At 61.7% G+C, this 16,422-nt stretch carries 14 protein-coding genes; 4 read left to right on the top strand and 10 right to left on the bottom strand.

Annotated elements, in window-relative coordinates; all coding sequences use genetic code 11:
- The first annotated feature begins 223 nt into the window (after nucleotides 1–223).
- Nucleotides 224–5,092, top strand: coding sequence for an NAD-glutamate dehydrogenase (locus tag ATH90_RS15120; RefSeq protein WP_034106113.1), 4,869 nt, complete (start codon nucleotides 224–226; stop codon nucleotides 5,090–5,092).
- A gap of 129 nt (nucleotides 5,093–5,221) precedes the next feature.
- Nucleotides 5,222–5,800, top strand: a complete 579-nt coding sequence (locus ATH90_RS15115; protein WP_034106111.1) for an LOG family protein — start codon at nucleotides 5,222–5,224, stop codon at nucleotides 5,798–5,800.
- Nucleotides 5,801–5,819: 19 nt separating this feature from the next.
- On the opposite strand, the gene ATH90_RS15110 is transcribed toward ATH90_RS15115, so the two are convergent.
- From ATH90_RS15110 to ATH90_RS15095, 4 genes are all read right to left on the bottom strand, one after another.
- The gene (locus ATH90_RS15110) at nucleotides 5,820–6,497 is read right to left on the bottom strand and encodes a hypothetical protein (protein WP_098466645.1); all 678 of its coding nucleotides are present in this window, start codon (nucleotides 6,495–6,497) and stop codon (nucleotides 5,820–5,822) included.
- A 65-nt stretch (nucleotides 6,498–6,562) separates the two neighbouring features.
- Entirely contained in the window at nucleotides 6,563–7,276 is a 714-nt protein-coding gene (locus ATH90_RS15105) for a GntR family transcriptional regulator (RefSeq protein ID WP_069077519.1), read from the bottom strand.
- A gap of 17 nt (nucleotides 7,277–7,293) precedes the next feature.
- The gene (locus tag ATH90_RS15100; protein ID WP_034106107.1) at nucleotides 7,294–7,995 is read right to left on the bottom strand and encodes a FadR/GntR family transcriptional regulator; all 702 of its coding nucleotides are present in this window, start codon (nucleotides 7,993–7,995) and stop codon (nucleotides 7,294–7,296) included.
- 162 nt (nucleotides 7,996–8,157) lie between these two features.
- Nucleotides 8,158–9,483, bottom strand: a complete 1,326-nt coding sequence (locus ATH90_RS15095) for a C4-dicarboxylate transporter DctA (RefSeq protein WP_174555882.1) — start codon at nucleotides 9,481–9,483, stop codon at nucleotides 8,158–8,160.
- Between the two features lie 217 nt (nucleotides 9,484–9,700).
- Here ATH90_RS15095 and ATH90_RS15090 point away from each other — a divergent pair, with 217 nt between their 5' ends.
- Complete coding sequence (locus ATH90_RS15090; protein ID WP_069077520.1) at nucleotides 9,701–10,330, top strand: DNA-3-methyladenine glycosylase I; 630 nt, start codon at nucleotides 9,701–9,703, stop codon at nucleotides 10,328–10,330.
- Nucleotides 10,331–10,539: 209 nt separating this feature from the next.
- Here the strand turns inward: ATH90_RS15090 and ATH90_RS15085 are convergent, their stop codons facing one another.
- The 3 genes from ATH90_RS15085 to pdxR form a co-directional block, all read right to left on the bottom strand.
- Nucleotides 10,540–10,944 (bottom strand): cupin domain-containing protein, encoded by a 405-nt coding sequence (locus ATH90_RS15085; RefSeq protein WP_069077521.1) that lies wholly within the window; start codon nucleotides 10,942–10,944, stop codon nucleotides 10,540–10,542.
- Nucleotides 10,945–11,040: 96 nt separating this feature from the next.
- Nucleotides 11,041–11,322, bottom strand: coding sequence for a putative quinol monooxygenase (locus ATH90_RS15080; RefSeq protein ID WP_069077522.1), 282 nt, complete (start codon nucleotides 11,320–11,322; stop codon nucleotides 11,041–11,043).
- A gap of 85 nt (nucleotides 11,323–11,407) precedes the next feature.
- Complete coding sequence (gene pdxR, locus ATH90_RS15075; RefSeq protein WP_034106098.1) at nucleotides 11,408–12,841, bottom strand: MocR-like pyridoxine biosynthesis transcription factor PdxR; 1,434 nt, start codon at nucleotides 12,839–12,841, stop codon at nucleotides 11,408–11,410.
- 155 nt (nucleotides 12,842–12,996) lie between these two features.
- Between pdxR and ATH90_RS15070 the strand changes: the two genes are divergently transcribed.
- On the top strand, nucleotides 12,997–13,449 hold the full coding sequence (locus ATH90_RS15070) for a carboxymuconolactone decarboxylase family protein (protein ID WP_098466644.1): 453 nt from the start codon (nucleotides 12,997–12,999) through the stop codon (nucleotides 13,447–13,449).
- A gap of 10 nt (nucleotides 13,450–13,459) precedes the next feature.
- Here the strand turns inward: ATH90_RS15070 and ATH90_RS15065 are convergent, their stop codons facing one another.
- The 3 genes from ATH90_RS15065 to ATH90_RS15055 all read right to left on the bottom strand — a co-directional run bounded on the left by ATH90_RS15065 (nucleotide 13,460) and on the right by ATH90_RS15055 (nucleotide 16,400).
- A complete protein-coding gene (locus tag ATH90_RS15065; RefSeq protein WP_034106094.1) occupies nucleotides 13,460–14,227 on the bottom strand; it encodes an SDR family oxidoreductase in 768 nt (255 codons plus the stop codon).
- A 22-nt stretch (nucleotides 14,228–14,249) separates the two neighbouring features.
- Nucleotides 14,250–15,317, bottom strand: coding sequence for a phosphotransferase family protein (locus ATH90_RS15060; RefSeq protein ID WP_098466643.1), 1,068 nt, complete (start codon nucleotides 15,315–15,317; stop codon nucleotides 14,250–14,252).
- A 129-nt stretch (nucleotides 15,318–15,446) separates the two neighbouring features.
- Nucleotides 15,447–16,400, bottom strand: coding sequence for a 2-hydroxyacid dehydrogenase (locus tag ATH90_RS15055; protein ID WP_034106090.1), 954 nt, complete (start codon nucleotides 16,398–16,400; stop codon nucleotides 15,447–15,449).
- Between the last annotated feature and the right edge of the window lie 22 nt (nucleotides 16,401–16,422).

Here is a 16,422-nt window from a genome sequence, read left to right as displayed (position 1 = left end):
TGTGCCAGGCGCCTGACCTGCCCGTCGTACCGTCACCCGGCAAGGTGTGCATCTTATGGAAGTTGTATGTGACCTCATTGTCTTGTCCAGCTTCACCCACCTGTCACCCTGATTCGTTTATGGTGCTTATTTATCAGTATCGACGAACAGCGATGACGGTCTCCCCGCAAGGGGATAACACGCGACGCTTCCATCAATAACAAGCCCAAGCGGAGTACCACAGATGGCGTTCTTCACCGCAGCCAGCAAGGCCGACTTCCAGCATCAACTGCAAGCGGCACTGGCGCAGCACATCAGTGAACAGGCACTGCCACAAGTGGCGCTGTTCGCTGAACAATTTTTCGGCATCATTTCCCTGGACGAACTGACCCAGCGTCGTCTTTCCGACCTGGCCGGTTGCACCCTCTCTGCGTGGCGCCTGCTTGAGCGCTTTGATCACACCCAACCGCAAGTGCGGGTCTACAACCCCGATTACGAACGTCATGGCTGGCAGTCGACCCACACCGCGGTCGAAGTGCTGCACCATGACCTGCCATTCCTGGTGGACTCGGTGCGCACCGAGCTGAACCGCCGTGGCTACAGCATCCACACCCTGCAGACCACCGTGCTCAGCGTACGTCGTGGCGCCAAGGGCGAGCTGCTGGAAATCCTGCCTAAAGGCACCCAGGGCGACGGCGTCCAGCAAGAATCGCTGATGTACCTGGAAATCGACCGTTGTGCCAACGCCGCCGAACTGAACGTGCTGAGCAAAGAGCTTGAGCAGGTGCTGGGCGAAGTGCGCGTCGCCGTGGCCGATTTCGAACCGATGAAAGCCAAGGTCCAGGACCTGCTGGCCGGTATCGACGCCAGCCAGTTCAGCATCGACGGCGAAGAAAAGGCCGAGATCAAGAACTTCCTGGAATGGCTGGTGGGCAACCACTTCACGTTCCTCGGCTATGAAGAATTCGTGGTACGTGACGAGGCGGACGGCGGTCATATCGAATATGACGCCGACTCCTTCCTCGGTCTGACCAAGCTGCTGCGCGCCGGCCTCACCGCCGATGACCTGCGCATCGAAGACTATGCCGTTGCCTACCTGCGTGAACCGACCGTGCTGTCGTTCGCCAAGGCCGCGCACCCAAGCCGCGTGCATCGCCCGGCCTACCCGGACTATGTGTCGATCCGTGAGATCGATGCCGACGGCAAGGTCATCAAGGAACACCGTTTCATGGGCCTGTACACCTCGTCGGTGTATGGCGAAAGCGTGCGGGTGATCCCGTACATCCGTCGCAAGGTTGCGGAAATCGAGCGCCGTTCCGGCTTCCAGCCCAAGGCTCACCTGGGCAAGGAGCTTGCTCAAGTCGTTGAAGTGTTGCCGCGTGATGACCTGTTCCAGACCCCGGTCGACGAGCTGTTCACCACCGTGATGTCGATTGTGCAGATCCAGGAACGCAACAAGATCCGTGTGTTCCTGCGCAAAGACCCGTACGGCCGTTTCTGCTACTGCCTGGCCTACGTGCCGCGCGACATCTACTCCACCGAAGTGCGCCAGAAGATCCAGCAAGTGCTGATGGATCGCCTGAAGGCCACGGACTGCGAGTTCTGGACATTCTTCTCGGAGTCGGTGCTGGCCCGTGTGCAGTTGATCCTGCGCGTAGACCCTAAAAACCGCATCGACATCGACCCGCTGCAGTTGGAAAAAGAAGTGGTGCAGGCCTGCCGCAGCTGGCAGGACGACTACTCCAGCCTCGTCGTCGAAAGCTTCGGCGAAGCCCAAGGCACCAACGTGCTGGCGGACTTCCCGAAAGGCTTCCCGGCCGGCTACCGCGAGCGGTTTGCCGCGCATTCGGCCGTGGTCGACATGCAACACCTCAACAGCCTGAGCGAAGCCAACCCGCTGGTGATGAGCTTCTACCAGCCCCTGGGCCAGGTCTCCGGCCAGCGCGAGCTGCATTGCAAGCTCTACCACGCGGACACCCCGCTGGCGCTGTCCGACGTGCTGCCGATCCTGGAAAACCTCGGCCTGCGCGTACTGGGCGAGTTCCCGTACCGCCTGCGCCACGCCAATGGCCGTGAGTTCTGGATCCACGATTTTGCGTTCATCGCCGCCGAAGGCGTGAACCTGGATATCCAGCAGCTCAACGACACCCTGCAGGATGCCTTCGTGCACATCGTCCACGGCGATGCCGAGAACGATGCGTTCAACCGCCTGGTGCTGACCGCCGGCCTGCCATGGCGCGACGTCGCGCTGCTGCGTGCCTACGCCCGCTACTTGAAGCAGATCCGCCTGGGCTTCGACCTGGGTTACATCGCCAGCACCCTGAACAACCACACCGACATCGCCCGCGAGTTGACCCGGTTGTTCAAGACCCGCTTCTACCTGGCGCGCAAGCTCACTGCCGACGACCTGGAAGACAAGCAGCAACGCCTGGAACAAGCGATCGTGACGGCCTTGGACGACGTCCAGGTGCTCAACGAAGACCGCATCCTGCGTCGCTACCTGGACCTGATCAAGGCCACCCTGCGTACCAACTTCTACCAGACCGACGCCAACGGCCAGAACAAGTCGTACTTCAGCTTCAAGTTCGACCCGCGCGCCATTCCCGAACTGCCCAAGCCGGTGCCGAAGTTTGAAATCTTCGTCTACTCGCCGCGCGTTGAAGGCGTGCACCTGCGCTTTGGCAACGTTGCGCGCGGCGGCCTGCGCTGGTCCGACCGTGAAGAAGACTTCCGTACCGAAGTGCTTGGCCTGGTGAAAGCCCAGCAAGTGAAGAACTCGGTCATCGTGCCAGTGGGCGCCAAGGGCGGCTTCCTGCCGCGTCGCCTGCCACTGGGCGGCAGCCGCGACGAGATCGCGGCCGAGGGCATCGCCTGCTACCGCATCTTCATTTCCGGCCTCTTGGACATCACCGACAACCTGAAGGACGGCGCCCTGGTACCACCGGCCAACGTGGTGCGTCATGACGACGATGACCCGTACCTGGTAGTGGCAGCGGACAAGGGCACTGCGACCTTCTCCGACATCGCCAACGGCATTGCCATCGACTACGGCTTCTGGCTGGGCGATGCGTTCGCTTCCGGTGGTTCTGCCGGTTACGACCACAAGAAAATGGGCATCACCGCCAAGGGCGCGTGGGTCGGCGTGCAGCGTCACTTCCGTGAGCGCGGCATCAATGTGCAGGAAGACAGCATCACGGTGGTGGGCGTCGGCGACATGGCCGGTGACGTGTTCGGCAACGGCCTGTTGATGTCCGACAAGCTGCAACTGGTCGCGGCCTTCAACCACCTGCATATCTTCATCGATCCAAACCCGGACCCGGCCACCAGTTTCGTCGAGCGCCAGCGCATGTTCGAATTGCCGCGTTCGGCCTGGACCGACTACGACACCAGCATCATGTCCGAAGGCGGCGGTATCTTCTCGCGCAGCGCGAAGAGCATTGCCATCTCGCCACAGATGAAAGAACGCTTCGACATCTCTGCCGACAAGCTGACCCCGACCGAACTGCTGAACGCCTTGCTCAAAGCGCCGGTGGACCTGTTGTGGAACGGCGGCATCGGTACCTACGTCAAGGCCAGCACCGAAAGCCATGCAGACGTGGGCGACAAGGCCAACGATGCGCTGCGTGTGAACGGTAACGAGCTGCGCTGCAAGGTGGTGGGCGAGGGCGGTAACCTCGGCATGACCCAGCTGGGTCGCGTGGAGTTCGGCCTCAATGGCGGCGGCTCCAATACCGACTTCATCGACAACGCCGGTGGCGTGGACTGCTCCGACCACGAAGTCAACATCAAGATCCTGCTCAACGAAGTGGTGCAGGCCGGTGACATGACCGACAAGCAACGCAACCAGTTGCTGGCGAGCATGACCGACGAAGTCGGCCACCTGGTGTTGGGCAACAACTACAAGCAGACCCAGGCCCTGTCCCTGGCTGCGCGCCGTGCCTACGAGCGTGCCGCTGAGTACAAGCGCCTGATGAGCGACCTCGAAGGCCGTGGCAAGCTAGACCGTGCCATCGAGTACCTGCCGACCGAGGAGCAGCTCACCGAGCGCGCTTCCAACGGCAAGGGCCTGACCCGTCCAGAGCTGTCGGTGTTGATCTCGTACAGCAAGATCGACCTCAAGGAAGCCCTGCTCAAGTCGCTGGTGCCGGATGACGAGTACCTGACCCGTGACATGGAGACCGCGTTCCCGCCGAGCCTGGTCGCCAAGTTCGGCGAGGCGATGCGTCGCCACCGCCTCAAGCGCGAGATCGTCAGCACCCAGATCGCCAACGACCTGGTCAACCACATGGGCATCACCTTCGTTCAACGACTCAAAGAGTCGACCGGCATGAGCCCGGCGAACGTGGCTGGCGCCTATGTGATCGTGCGTGACATCTTCCATCTCCCGCACTGGTTCCGTCAGATCGAAGCCCTGGACCATCAGGTCTCCGCCGACGTGCAGCTGGAGCTGATGGACGAACTGATGCGCCTGGGCCGTCGCGCCACGCGCTGGTTCCTGCGTAGCCGTCGCAACGAGCAGGATGCTGGCCGTGATACGGCGCACTTCGGTCCGCACCTGGCGGCGTTGGGCCTCAAGCTCGACGAGTTGCTGGAAGGCCCGACCCGCGAAGGCTGGCAGAACCGCTACAAGGCCTACACCGAAGCCGGTGTGCCGGAGCTGTTGGCGCGCATGGTTGCAGGCACTACCCACCTGTACACCCTGCTGCCGATCATCGAAGCCGCCGACGTGACCGGGCATGACGCCGCCGAAGTGGCCAAGGCCTACTTCGCCGTCGGCAGCGCCCTGGACTTGCCGTGGTACCTGCAGCAGATCAGTGACCTGCCGGTGGCCAACAACTGGCAGGCCCAGGCCCGCGAAGCCTTCCGCGATGACGTGGACTGGCAGCAACGCGCGATCACCATTTCCGTCCTGCAAATGGCCGACGCGCCACAAGACATGGAAGCCCGCGTGGCCCTGTGGCTTGAGCAGCACAAGGACATGGCTGATCGTTGGGTCGCGATGATGGTGGAAATCCGTGCTGCAGTCGGCACGGACTACGCCATGTACGCAGTGGCCAACCGTGAGCTGCTGGACCTGGCGTTGAGCGGTCAGTCGGTGCTGCAACCGGCTTGATCCCGAAGTAAAAAAAGCCCCGTATCGTGAGATGCGGGGCTTTTTTATTGCGCCAATTTTTACATCTCGTTACCGTCATTGCAGGAGCGCCGTGCTCCAGTGAGTACTGTCCAGATCAAGCGAGGGTGTATGCGACTTTGTATTTTCTCGGGTTCAAGCCCGGGCCGCTTGCCGGTCTATTCGGAAATGGCCGCCCAATTGGGCCAGGCGCTCGCCAAGGCTGGCATCGGTTTGGTCTACGGGGGGGCCTCGGTTGGCTTGATGGGGGCAGTCGCTGACGCTGCGCTGGCCAGTGGCGGTGAAGTGATCGGCGTTATGCCTGAATTCCTGGCCGCGAAAGAACTGGCCCACACCGGCCTCGACGACCTGCGGATCGTCGGCTCCATGCACGAGCGCAAAGCGCTGATGGCGGAGTTGTCCGACGGCTTTATCGCGTTGCCCGGTGGCATTGGCACCTTTGAAGAATTGTTTGAGGTGTGGACGTGGGCGCAGCTTGGCCAGCATGCCAAGCCCTGTGCTCTGCTGAACATCAATGGCTTTTACGACGGGCTGGCTTCGTTTCTCGACAATGTGGTGGGTGAGGCGTTTCTCAAGCCGGTGCACCGCGACATGCTGATCGTTGAGCCGAACGTGGCGCGTTTGATGGCGGCGGTATTGAGTTATCAGGCGCCCGACGTGCCCAAGTGGATCAAGCGCGACGACACCTGATGCCGCGGGTGCAGTCGCGTCAGGGCTCTACAGGGCTGGTTGAAGTGTCACTGAGGCAGGGTTGGACGATTTTTTCCAACCCGCGGTTGTTTTCTGGCAATGAGAAGCTGGCGGTCAGTGACCTGCCGTCGTCTGTGGCGGGCGTTAGCGAAAACTCTACTGTTTGGCCGCGTGAGGCGTCGCTGACCCAATAGGCTAGCTCTTCTCGCGAAACTGCGGTGCTGAGCGCAAAAAGCGTATTGACCTGGAAAGCCCCGCCGGCATTCCAAACACCGTTTACCCAGTGATCGACAGCGGGGCGTGTTCCGGTCGTGACACGCAGCGGCCCGTTGGCGCTGGCATCCTTGCCTTCGAACGGATCGCTGTCGAAACCCAACAATGGCGGCATGATCTCTAGTGTGAGACTGGCCTTCGGGGCGTGTGGGTGACAGCTGATTTGCAGGAGAGCCTTGACGCGATAATCGCCGTACTGGCTGGTGCCAAAGGTCCGTGCGGTCAGTGCCGGGCTGACTGCGTCGGGTTGCTCAAGCAACCACACGGGGTGTCCAGGGGTAATGATCTGTTCGTCGGTAGCCGGCGTATCAGTCGTCTGTGCGTAGGCATCCAAATGTGCAATGAGCGTGGTAGTGAGCAACGTAAGGGCAAGGGCTTTCATGGCGGTATGGGTCTGCGCGTATGGCTTCTGGGTAAAAGTCATTGTGCTGGTCAGCGGCCCGTCTGACTGTCAGCGTCTTCCCAAAATGCCTGCGCAATCGGTACACATCAGCGCGTGCAATCTTGCCTGTCACGACTCAGCAGTTTGGCTTCCAGGTGATCCAAATGCTGGGTCATTAGCTTCACCGCACTGCTCACGTCACGTCGTTCAATGGCATCGACAATCGCCACATGCTCCTGCCAGGCGCAGTAGGTGCAGGCTTGCGCTTCATACTGGGCAATGATCAACGAAGTCAGAGGCACCAGGCTGTTGAGGAACTGCGCCAACGGTGCGTTACCGGCCATGGCGGCCAGTTGCAGGTGGAACTCCCCTGACAAGCGAATCGCCGGTCCGCGCTGATCACGTTCGATGCACTCACGTTCGCGACCAATCAGCTCGCGCAATTGGCGTAGCTGGGTGGGGGTGGCCTGGGCGCAGGCCAGTTGCACCATGGTGATTTCGGTCATGCGCCGCGCTTCCAGGATCTGCCGTGTCTGCTGGTTATCGGGCGCAGCCACCTGGGCGCGCTGATTCGGGCGCAGGATGATCACTTGCTGGTGTGACAGCTTGGCCAGTACCCGGCGAATCACACTGCGGCTCACGCCAAAGGTCTCGCCCAGGCTCTCTTCGGTAAAGCGGCTGGCCGGCGCGATGCGCTGTTCGAGAATGGCGTCGAACAGACGTGGGTAGATGTCATCCACCGAGGGCTTTTTGCCGGCCACCAAGCGCATGGCGGGCAGGGCGGTGGTGGCAGGTGCGCGTTGCAGGGCGTGTGCGGTCATGGCCGGTCTCCGAAAAATCAGCTGCCCAGATGGTCGTCCGGGATGTTGAGGCGAATGCCCATGCGCAGGCCTTCCTGGAGGATATGCCGGCGCATCTCGGCACTGGCTAAGGCGCTGTTCTTGTTGCGAATGGCGCGCACCACGGCCTCGTTTTCCTGCAGGCGCTCCGCCAGGTGCTCGGGGGAGTTGCGCAGCACCTGGGCGCTTTGCTTGAGCGCGTTGCTGGTCTGTTGCACCACGTTCTGGAAAATCGGGTTGGAGGTGAGGGCGAACAGTTCTTCGTGGAAGCCGATATAGGCGTTCATCCCCGCTTGTGCATCACCGGCATCGAGGGCTTCACGCATGTCCATGAGGGTCAGGCGCAATTGGCCGACCTCCTTGCTGCTGATCGTCTGGGCGACCAGGCCGACGATGAAGGGTTCGAGGGTGTAGCGCAGTTGCAGGATGTCCTCCAGGCTGGCAGCGGCCACGGCATCATGGGCTTGCGGTTCGCTGACATCGGTTTCCAGCACGACCACGCCTTTGCCGGGCATGGAGCGCACCAGGCCAAGGGTTTCCAGCACGATCACCGCTTCGCGCAGGCTCGGGCGGCTGATGCCCATCTGTTCGGCCAACTCACGTTGGCCGGGCAGCATTTCACCGCGCCGCCACTGGCCACGCGCCAGGGCGGCGCGGAGTTTTTCTACGACTGAATTGACGACGGTTGAGGTGCTGATCACGTCGTACACTCCTTTAAGTTGCCAATACAATAATTAAACTGGCGTTGAGCCAATGTGGGCGCTGGCTTGCCTGCGATGGCTGACTATCAGTTGATAGTTTTGTGGGCTGACCCACCGCTATCGCAGGCAAGCCAGCTCCCACATTTGAACCGTGTCGCTTGCTCAGAACTCCTGATGTGCCGGCAACACCGGTTTCTTCGCCTGGAACGCGTAGCCTTGCTGGCCATCGAGGACCTTGTTGGCACGCTGGATATCGATGTCTTTCTCCCAGCGCGCAATGGCGACGGTCGCCACGCAGTTGCCGATCAGGTTGGTCAGCGCGCGGCCGATGCCCATGAACCAGTCCACCGCCAGCACCAGCACCAGGCCGACCACTGGAATCGCTGGAATCGCCGTGAGTGTCGCCGCCAGAATCACCAGTGCCGAACCCGGAATACCGTGGGCACCTTTGGAGGTAATCAGCGATACCAGCAGGATGGTCAGCAAGTCGGTCATCGACAGCGGAGTGCCGGTGGCGTTGGCGATGAATACGATGGCCAGGGTCAGGTAGATGGAGAAACCGTCGAGGTTGAACGAATACCCCGTTGGAATCACCAGGCCCACCGTGGAGCTGCCGATACCCAGATGTTCGAGTTTACGCATGATCTGTGGCAGCACGGCGTCGGAGGAGGCGGTGCCCATCACGATCAGCAGTTCTTCGCGCAGGTATTTGAGCAGCGGCAGCATGCGCAGGCCCGACAGGCGCATGACCAGGCCGAGGATCAGCCCGACGAAGGCAAAGCACGTCAGGTAGAACAGGCCCACCAGGCTGCCCAGGTGCTGCAGGGAGTCCAGGCCGTACGTGCTGGTGGTGAAGGCAATCGCACCAAAGACACCGATGGGGGCCAGGCGCACGATCATGCCCATGATGCGGAAAATCACATGGCTCAGCTCGTTGATCAGCCGCGAGATACCCGACGCCGCTTCGCCCACCAGGTTCAGCGCGCTGCCGAACAGCACCGAGAACAGCAGCACTTGCAACACGTTGTTGTCGGCGAAGGCACCGATCACTGAGTTCGGAATCAGGTCCATCAGGAACTGGCTGGTGCCGCGGATGTGCTGGCCCTTGTCGGCCAGTTCATTCAAGCCGGCAGACGACAACTGCTCCAAGTGGATATTGGCGCCGGTGCCGATACCGGTGCTGAAGGCCATGACCAGGCCGATCACCAAGGCGACGGTGGTCAGGACCTCAAAGTAGATCACCGACTTGAGGCCGATTCGCCCGACTTTCTTCAAGTCGCCGGCGCCGGAAATACCGCTGACCACCACGCAGAACACGATCAGGCCGATCAGCATTTTGATCAGCTTGATAAAGCCGTCACCCAGGGGTTTGAGTTGCGAGGAGAATTCGGGAAGGGCCAGGCCGCAGGCTATGCCGAGCATCAGGCCAATCACGACTTGCAGGAAAATCGAACGCGAGCACCATCTGAGCATGGGAGGGATCTCTATTCGGTGCCCTGGTGGTTCCAGGGCTTAATTGTTGTGGTCATACCGGTAAGTCCAGTGCGGGGCCAGTCTACGCCCGGTATTTTTGAAACCACAAGCGATTATTTGACGGTTGGCAGGTCCCGGTCTGACCAGTGGGTCGGTAAGCGCGACGCTTGAGCGGTTGGCCGTGTGCAAATTTTTTCGCTTATCATCGCCCGCTCGGCCTATGAGGTGATGGATGGACACGCCAGGACTGATCACTGACGCCAACGGGCTGACCCACTGCGCCTGGCGCACCGCCGCGCCGGAGTACCCGCGTTACCACGACTGTGAGTGGGGCGTGCCGGTCGCGGATGATATCCAGCTGTACGAGAAGATCTGCCTGGAGGGTTTTCAGGCGGGCATGGCCTGGATCACCATTTTGCGCAAGCGCGAGCAGTTCCGGGCGGCGTTCGAAGGGTTTGATTTTCGCCGGGTGGCGCAGTACGGCGAAGCGGATATCGAGCGGCTGATGCAGAACCCGGGCATCGTGCGCAACCGGGCCAAGATCGTTTCCACCCTCAACAATGCGCGCCGGGCCTGTGAGCTGGTGGATGAGACCGGTTCGCTGGCACGCTGGTTGTGGGCGTTCGAACCGCGTGAGGAAGAGCGTCCGGCACGGGTGGACCTGGCTTACTGGACGGGCAATCCCACATCGCCTGCCTCGGTGCGTTTGTCCAAAGCCTTGAAGAAACGCGGCTGGACGTTCGTGGGGCCGACCACGATGTATGCATTGATGCAGGCGATGGGGATGGTCAATGACCACCTTGAAGGGTGCGCCTGCCGCGAGCGGATCGAAAACCTGCGCCGCCAGTTCAAGCGACCCTGAGTCACTGACCTTACGCGGCTAGACCTGTAGGAGCCGGCTTGCCGGTGATCCAACACGCCCGCGAAGGCGGCCAGTCAGGCGACTGCAATCTAACTGTTACGCCGCGATCCAAATGTGGGAGCTGGCTTGCCCGCGATGGCGGTTTTTCACCCAGTGAAAGGGTCGAATGTTACTCCCCTATCGCCGGCAAGCTTGCGCCTACAGGGGGGTCATTGTTTTGGCAGGGGCGTGAGTACTTCCGCCTTGTCATCCAGCACCATCACGACCAACAACTTGGCCGGTTTGGTCTGGCTGGCATTACTCGATTCAAAGTGCCGCGAACCCGCGGGTTCGTAGAACGATTCGCCCACCTTGTAGGTTTTCGCTTTCTCGTCATTCACCCGCGAGGTGATCGCACCTTCCAGCACATAGGCCACGGCGGTGCCGGTGTGGCTGTGGGGCACGGTGGCCTGGCCAGGGGCGTAGTCAACGGTGAGCATGATGGTTTTCTTGCCGGGTACATTGGCCAATGCGTGCTCTTGGAGCACCTTGATGGACTCCTGGTTGTAAACCGGTTCGTGGGCGAAGGCACTGAGCGAGGCGAGCATCAGCGAGGCAGCGAGCAGTCGTTTCATGACGAAGTTTCCGAGTAGTTCGAGACCTCTTCACCCTACGCCGCCATGCCTGGGTGACCAATGACCAATCCTGGCGAAGACCAGGAGACCAATGCCTCAGTGGTCGAAATCCAGGCGGCGCGCCAGGTGCTCACTGGTCAGTTCGATAAACCCTTGCAGGGCCGGTAACTGGAAGTGTGCGACGAGTTGTTCGGCACAGCGCCAATGGCCGCTGACGGTCCATAGGTCGGGGTCCAGCGGGTCGCGCTGCACGGCGTAATCCAGGCAACCGGGCGCGCAGCGCACGGCTTCGGCTATCTGCTGCAGGCGCTCGCCCAGTTCCCTTGAGCGCCCGGCCGCCGCGCGGACATGGACAGTGTTGTAGGCACAGGCTGGCATGGCGATGGTCTCCGAGGTCGGGTGTCAGTGCACAGGCTAGAGCCTCGTGGCGACAGGACCAATGACCAATCCGGTGGAAAATCCCCTAGCCAATCTGCTGGAGGATATCGCGGACCTTGTCCAGCGCCGGGTCGATGTCGAGGGTCTCGATGGCCCCGAAGCCGATGATCAGGCCCTGGCGTACTGGCGCATCGTGGAAGAACACATCCAGGGGGTACAAGCCCACTTCGACCCGACGCGCCAACTCCATCAGCAGCGGGATGTTCACGGGCACTTTGCACAGCGCGGCCATGTGGAACCCGGCGACGGTAGGCACCGCTTCGAACCAGGGCGCCAAATCCCCCGCCAGGCGCTGCAGGATGCGTTCCCGGCGTCCGGCGTACACCGTGTGGCAGCGGCGGATATGCTTGAGCAAGTAGCCTTCGCTGATGAATTTGGCCAGGGCCCATTGCGGCAGCGTCGAGCTGTGCTGGTCGGTGAGTTGCTTGGCCTTGAGCACCGCGCCGTAGATCGCCGGCGGCAGCACTGCGTAGCCCAGGCGTAATTCGGGCAGCAGGGTTTTCGAAAAGGTCCCGACGTAGGCCACCACGCCGCGGGTGTCCATGCTCTGCAGCGAGTCGGTAGGCCGGCCCTCGTAGCGGAATTCGCTGTCGTAGTCGTCCTCGATGATGATCGCGCCCAGCGCGAACGCCCGTGCCAGCAAGGCTTCACGGCGCGGTACGCTCATGGGCATGCCGAGGGGGAACTGGTGGGAGGGCGTCACGTAGATCAGCCGTGTGCCGTCTGGAATCTGATCGACTCGGATACCCTCTGCATCCACCGGCACGCTCGCCACGCTGGCGCCCATCGCCATGAACATCTGGCGCGCGGGGCTGTAGCCGGGGTCTTCCATGGCGACGATGCTGCCCGGTTCCAGTACCACGCGGGCAATCAGGTCCAGCGCCTGTTGTGCGCCGTTGGTGACCACGATGTCGCTGTCGCGGCAGTTGACGCCGCGTGAGAACGCGATATGCCCGGCGATTGCGCTGCGCAGAGCCGGCAAGCCTTCAGGCTGGCTGTAGAAACCACTGTTCTGGGCAATGCGTCGCAGCGCATCTTGGGTGCAGCGTCGCCATTCATCCTGGGGGAACTGATTGCGGCTGGTGGCACCGCCAATAAATTCATAGCGCAGCGTGCTGTCACGGGTGGGGTGGCGCATGGGCGATGGCAGCGATTGCCACTTCGCCAGGTTGGCGGCGCAGGCCAGGTCGGTCGCGGTTTGCACACGTTCGGACTGCGGTGCGCGGGCGTTGACGAACGTGCCGCGGCCGGTCTTGCCGATCAGCAAGCCTTCGTAAGTCAGGGTGGCGTAGGTGTCCGACACGGTCTTGCGCGACACGCCCAACTGTTCGGCGAGCAGGCGACTGGGCGGCAATTGCGCACCGGCGGCCAGGCGCCCGGAACCAATGGCCTCGCGCAACTGTTGGTAGAGCTGTTCGGCCAGATCCTTGCGGCCATTGATCACCACGTGCAGTTCCATGTCTTATCCCGGAGCATTCAATCTGCGCCAAGATTACGCGCGTGCGTGACAGGCTCAAAATGGTCTCTGCATAAACCGGCCGATTGGCTATAGAGCTGATGCCTTGCGCACTCTAGGCTGGACTGTCATTGCATTCGCCGCCAGAGAAACGTCCCATGGAACCTCGCCTGGATTACTACACCGCCTCGCCGCAAGCGCTCAAGGGCATGCTGATGCTGGAAGCGACCACCTTTGGCTTGTCCATCGAAAAACCTTTGCTGGAGCTGATAAAGATCCGCGTTTCGCAGCTCAATCACTGTGGTTTCTGCACAGACATGCACTCGATGGCGGCACGTCAGCACGGCGAAACCGAGCGACGCCTGTTCGCCTTGTGCGTGTGGCGTGATTCGCCGTTCTTCACGGCGCGGGAAAAGGCCGCATTGGCCTGGAGCGAGTCGGTGGCGACGCTGCCGAGCTCGACGGTATCCGATGAGCTGTTTGCAGCCGTGCGGGTGGAGTTCAGTGAGCAGGAACTGGTAGACCTGACCATGGCGGTGTCCAGCATCAGTGGCTGGAACCGCCTGGCGGTGGGCTTTCGGCAACAGCCGCCGAATGTTTGTGCACCTTAGAAGCGAGGGGTCAGGACAAGAAGCCGCCGTCCACATTCAGCGACACGCCAGTGGTGTAGCTGGACGCGTCACTGGCGAGGAACAGTACCGCGCCGGCCATCTCGCTCGGGTCGGCCACGCGCTTGAGCGGGATCTGCGCCAGGGCCATTTTCAGGATCGCATCGTTCTTCACCAGCGCCGAGGCGAACTTGGTGTCGGTCAGGCCGGGTAGCAGGGCATTGCAACGAATACCGAACGCCGCGCATTCCTTGGCGAATACCTTGGTCATGTTGATCACGGCGGCCTTGGTCACCGAATAGATGCCCTGGAACACGCCTGGGGAGATCCCGTTGATCGACGCGACGTTGATGATGCTGCCGCCGCCGTTTTCGCGCATCAGCTTGCCGGCTTCCACGGACATGAAGAAATAACCACGGATGTTCACGTCGACGGTCTTCTGGAATGCACCCAGGTCGGTGTCCAGCACGTTGCAGAATTGCGGGTTGGTCGCGGCGTTGTTGACCAGGATATCCAGGCGTCCGAACTGCTCGCGGATACCGGCGAATACCTGGGTGATCTGCTCCATCTCGCCGATATGGCAGGCCACCGCCGTGGCCTTGCCACCGTCAGCGATGATCGCGTCGGCGACATGCTGGCAGCCTTCCAGCTTGCGGCTGGACACGATGACGTGGGCGCCTTGCTGGGCCAGCAACTTGGCAATGGCCTCGCCGATACCACGGCTGGCACCGGAGACAAAAGCAATCTTGCCGTCGAGGTCGAACAGGTTGGTCTTGGACATAGCGGTTCCTTGTTGTAGGCGATCAGAGCGCGGATTTGCTGATGACGTTCAGGCTCATCTGCTCCAGCAGCTTGTTCATCTGAATGAACTGCGCAAAGCGTTTGTCCTGGGTCTGGCCATGGAAGAAGCGGTAGTAGATCTGCTGCACGATGCCGGCCAGGCGGAACAGGCCGTAGGTGTAGTAGAAGTCGAAATTGTCGATCTGGATGCCGGAGCGTTCGGCGTAATAGTCGACAAACTCACGGCGCGTGAGCATGCCGGGCGCATTGCTCGGCTGGCGGCGCATCAGTTGCACCGGCGCCGGGTCCGCCGCTTCGATCCAGTAGGCCAGGGTGTTGCCCAGGTCCATCAGCGGGTCGCCAAGGGTGGTGAGTTCCCAGTCCAGTACGCCGATGATCTGCATCGGGTTGTGCGGATCGAGGATCACATTGTCGAAGCGGTAGTCGTTGTGCACGATGCTCGAGGTCGGGTGGTCGGCGGGCATTTTCTCGTTGAGCCAGGCGCGCACGGCGTCCCAGCGTGGCGCGTCAGGGGTCAGGGCTTTTTCGTAGCGGTCGCTCCAGCCACGGATCTGGCGTTGCACATAGCCTTCGGGCTTGCCCAGGTCGGCCAGGCCGCAGGCGCTGTAGTCCACCTGGTGCAGCTCGACGAATTTATCGATGAAGCTTTTGCACAGCGCCTCGGTCTTGGCGGCGTCCAGGCCCAGCTCGGCCGGCAGGTCCGAGCGCAGGATGATGCCGTTGACGCGCTCCATCACATAGAACTCGGCACCGATCACCGACTCATCGGTGCAATGCACGTACGCCTTGGGGCAATACGGGAAGCCGTCCTTGAGCTGGTTCAGAATGCGGTATTCACGGCCCATGTCATGGGCGGACTTGGCCTTGTGGCCAAAGGGCGGGCGACGCAGCACGAATTCCTGGCCCGGGTATTCCAGCAGGTAGGTCAGGTTGGACGCGCCACCGGGAAACTGGCTGATCGTGGGCGTGCCGCTCAGGCCCGAAATATGAGCCTTGAGGTAGGGATCGATCAGGCTGGCATCAAGTTCTTCACCTGGGCGAATCTGGGTCGATTGGTCGTTCAGCGCCATGCTTATCCCTTCTGCTTATTCTAGAGGCCTTGGACTATTTCCTAATCTAATGCGCGCAACCGCCCAGCGACAAGGTCGGGGCGGCTTAATAGGTTAGCGTGTTGGATGATGATCAGCGTGCCTGATCGGTCATTTATCGGGCGGGGGCAGGGCGACCGGCGTGAGTACCGGGCGGCCGGCGAAATATTCCACCAGGTTGTCGGCCACGCGCTGCACCGTGTCGTGGGCCGCTTCCGGCGACAGGCCGGCTACGTGGGAGGTCAGCACGGTGTTGCTGAGCTTCTTGAGCGCATCGGGCACCTTGGGTTCGTCGTCGAACACGTCCAGCGCCGCGCCACCGATGCGGCGTTGCTCGAGGGCGGCGACGAGGTCGGCCGTGACCACTACGCTGCCACGGCCGATGTTGACCAGGTAGCCATTGGGACCCAGGGCATCCAGGGCGTGGCGATCGATCAGGTGGCGGGTGCTGGCGCCGCCGGGTGTGGCCAGGATCAGGAAGTCCGAGGTGCGCGCCAGTTCCACCGCCGTTGCGCAGTAGGTGTAGTCCACATCATCGCGTGGCTGGCGGTTGTGGTAACTCACCTCCATGCCGAAGCCCAGGGCCGCACGCTTGGCGATCTCCAGGCCCACGGCGCCCAGCCCGAGGATGCCCAGTTGCTTGCCGCCCAGCGAGGGACGCATCACCTTGGGCCATTCGCTGCGGCGCACGGCGGCGTCAGTCTGCGGGATGCCGCGCACCAGTGCCAGCAGCAACGCCATGGCGTGATCGGCCACCGACGGGGCGTTCACCCCCGCGCCATTGGTGACCACGATCCCGCGATTGCTCGCGGCCTGCAGGTCTACGTGCTCGTAGCCGGCACCAATGACACAGATGATTTCCAGCAGGGGCAGGGCGGCGATTTCCTCGGCGTACAGGCCCAACGGGCCGCGGGTCAGCACGGCCTTGATCTGGCTGCCGTGGGCCTTGATCGCTTCGGCGCGTTCGGTGGGGGTCGGCGCCAGGATCACATGAAAGTCATTGCTCTCGATGATGGGCAAGTATTCGTTGATGGTTTCAACCAGGACCAGGACAGTGGCGGTCATCGGAAGGCTCTTCCTGAAGGGT

It is taken from the genome of Pseudomonas lurida (genome assembly GCF_002563895.1).
GTDB lineage: Bacteria > Pseudomonadota > Gammaproteobacteria > Pseudomonadales > Pseudomonadaceae > Aquipseudomonas > Aquipseudomonas lurida.
Note: the sequence above shows the minus strand (reverse complement) of the source record. Positions and strands in the feature narration are given on the sequence as shown.